Annotated in this window: 4 protein-coding genes; all 4 read right to left on the bottom strand. The window is 71.5% G+C overall.

The genetic code is table 11. The annotated features are described in order from the left end of the window. The coding region (locus tag DQW85_RS24490; RefSeq protein ID WP_162795336.1) for an aldehyde dehydrogenase family protein at positions 1-246 on the bottom strand (246 nt) is incomplete at its 3' end. A gap of 11 nt (positions 247-257) precedes the next feature. After that, entirely contained in the window at positions 258-569 is a 312-nt protein-coding gene (locus DQW85_RS24485; protein WP_113702368.1) for a putative quinol monooxygenase, read from the bottom strand. Then, the gene (locus DQW85_RS24480) at positions 554-1,411 is read right to left on the bottom strand and encodes a fumarylacetoacetate hydrolase family protein (protein ID WP_113702367.1); all 858 of its coding nucleotides are present in this window, start codon (positions 1,409-1,411) and stop codon (positions 554-556) included. Before DQW85_RS24480 ends, DQW85_RS24485 begins: the two co-directional genes overlap by 16 nt. After that, a complete protein-coding gene (locus DQW85_RS24475; protein ID WP_113702366.1) occupies positions 1,408-2,253 on the bottom strand; it encodes a fumarylacetoacetate hydrolase family protein in 846 nt (281 codons plus the stop codon). Before DQW85_RS24475 ends, DQW85_RS24480 begins: the two co-directional genes overlap by 4 nt. Positions 2,254-2,552: the final 299 nt, after the last annotated feature.

Below are 2,552 nucleotides of genomic sequence, written 5' to 3'. Positions count from 1 at the left end.
CGCCCGCCCGGCGGAGACGGGCTTGCCCATCTCGCGGGCCGCCAGGACGGCCAGCTCGCCCGCCCGCTCCTCGAACAGGCCCGCGGCGGCCTCCAGCCAGGCGGCGCGCCGCTCCAGCGGGGTCGTCCGGTACGTCGCCCAGGTCGCGGCCGCGCGGGCCAGTCGCTCCTCCACGGCTCCGGCGCCGAGAGCGTCGTACGTCCGCCAGGTCCGCCCGGTCACCGGGTCGGTGCTCGCGATCGCCATGGCGGTCCCCCTCAGCCCGCCTGGGAGCCGGTCGGCTCCCACGTCTCGTAGAACCAGCGCTCGCGGGACTCCAGCAGCGGGATGGCCTGGCCGAAGCCCAGGGTCTGGAAGTGCTCGGAGGCGCCGTGCGCCTCGTAGGCGGCCCGGTCCGTGTACTGCTCGTAGAGGAAGAACCGGCGCGGGTCCTCGGGGTCGCGGTGGGGCTGGTAGAGGAGGTTGCCGGGTTCGTCCCTCGACGGGCCGACGAGCAGCCCGATGATCCTCGCGACCTCGTCCTCCTCGCCGGCCCTGGCCGTCCACAGAGCCGTCACGACGAATGCCATGGTCCCTTGCCTTTCTCCCCGACCACGTTGGCCAGGATGCCGATGCCTTCGATCTCCATCTCGATCCGGTCTCCGGACGAGATCCAGCGGTCGATCTCGAGCCCGGAGCCGCCGGAGGCGGTGCCGGACCCGAGCAGTTCCCCGGGGAAGAGCCGCTGGTCCTGCGACGCGTACGCAATGAGCTCGGCGAAACCGAACCGCATCGACGAGGAGTGGTCGCGCCCCCATTCCTCGCCGTTCACCCGGACCATCATCTCGACGGAACCGCCGTCGACCTCGTCGTGGGTCACGACGCACGGTCCGAGGACGTTCGAGCCGTCCCAGTCCTTCGCCTTGGCGGGGCCGAGCGAGAGAGGCACCTCGCGGGTCTGCACGTCGCGGGCCGAGAGGTCGTTCCAGATGGTCCAGCCGAAGATGTGGTCGCTCGCCCGGCCGGCGGATATGTCGGCCCCGGCCCGGCCGATGACGCAGCCGAGTTCGAGCTCGTGGTCGAGGCGCTCGGTGTAGCGCGGCCAGGGGATGACGTCACCGGGACCGATGACGGTGTCGGGCATGCCCTTGTAGTAGGCCGGGACGGTCCAGAACTCCTCGGGGATGTCGCGCCCCAGCCGCGTCAGCGCGTTGTCCAGGTGCCCCTTGAACTGCAGGAAGTCGCGCATCGAGCGGGGCCGCAGTGGCGCGAGCAGACGCGGCGCGTGGCCGAGCGCACGCAGGCGGCCGTGGGGGGCGCCCGCCTCGATGAACGCGACCATGTCGCCGTCGAAGCCGAGGTCCGCGACCTCGCCGTCCACGAGCGCGCCCACGCGCGGGCCGGCCGGGCTCTCGTACGTCACGTACCTCATCGGCCCGCACCCGGGGCCATGCGGTTGCGCATGGCGCCGATCCCGCCGATCCGGCTCTCCAGCACCTCTCCCGGCCGCAGGAAGCGCTTCGGCTCCCGTACGGCCCCCACCCCGCTCGGGGTGCCGGTGAAGATGACGTCACCGGGGAGCAGCGGGCAGATGGCCGAGATCTTCTCGATGAGCACCGGGATCGGGAAGATCATGTGCGAGGTGCGCGACTGCTGCATCAGCTCACCGTCGATGGCGCACGAGATCTCCAGATCGTCCCGGTCGGGTAGCTCGTCGGGGGTCACGAGCTCGGGGCCCGTCGGCGAGAACCCGGGGAAGGACTTGCCCAGGGAGAACTGCGGCACGGGGGGACGGAGCTGGACCGTGCGGTCGCTGAGGTCCTGGCCGACGGTCAGGCCCGCGACGTGGTCCCACGCGTCGGCCGCCGCCACCTCGTGGGCCCGGGCGCCGATGACGGCGACGAGCTCGACCTCCCAGTCCACCGTGTCGCTCGGCAGGTGGACCGTGGCGAAGGCGCCGGTGAACGAGGTGGGGAACTTGGTGAAGGTGGTGGGGAACTCGGGCTCGTCGAGCTGCGACTCCTCGGCGTGGGCCCGGTAGTTCAGCCCGATGGCGAAGACCTGGCGCGGTCGCGGGGCCGGCGCCTGGAGCGTCTCGGGCGCGATCGGCGCGACCTCGCCCTCGGCCGTGCCCGCCCACGCGCGGAACTCGCCCCAGCGCTCGTACACGCTCTGCGGGTCGGGGCCGAAGAGCCCGTCGCTCGCCTTCTCAACGTCCAGGCCGCCACCGTCCCGCACCAGCACGAGGCGGCCGGCATCGTTCGCTATCCGCAACGGCCCTCCAAACGATTGTTGTCGGCAGAATCGATACTGATGCTAGCACTCGACCCTCGCTGTTGGCGAGGAATAATCGATATAGACATTGAGAATCGACAATGCAAGGATGTGGCAGTGTGCAAGGCGTAAGGAGCACGACATGAGGATCGCCTGGATCTCCGGGGCGTCGAGCGGGATCGGAGCGGCGTGCCTGGCGGCCACGCCCGCCGTGGTGGACACGCGCATCGGCGTCTCGCGGCGCGCGCCGGCCGTCGCGGGCGTGACCCACCTCGCCGCCGACCTCTCCCAGCCGGCGG

Origin of the sequence: Nonomuraea lactucae (assembly GCF_003313395.1) — a bacterium.
Taxonomy (GTDB): Bacteria; Actinomycetota; Actinomycetes; order Streptosporangiales; family Streptosporangiaceae; genus Nonomuraea; species Nonomuraea lactucae.
Note: the sequence above shows the minus strand (reverse complement) of the source record. Positions and strands in the feature narration are given on the sequence as shown.

Excerpts from the sequence above, each read along its gene's own strand:
- DQW85_RS24485 (WP_113702368.1), bottom strand. The coding sequence starts at position 569 with ATGGCATTCGTCGTGACGGCTCTGTGGACGGCCAGGGCCGGCGAGGAG.
- DQW85_RS24480 (WP_113702367.1), bottom strand. The coding sequence starts at position 1,411 with ATGAGGTACGTGACGTACGAGAGCCCGGCCGGCCCGCGCGTGGGCGCG.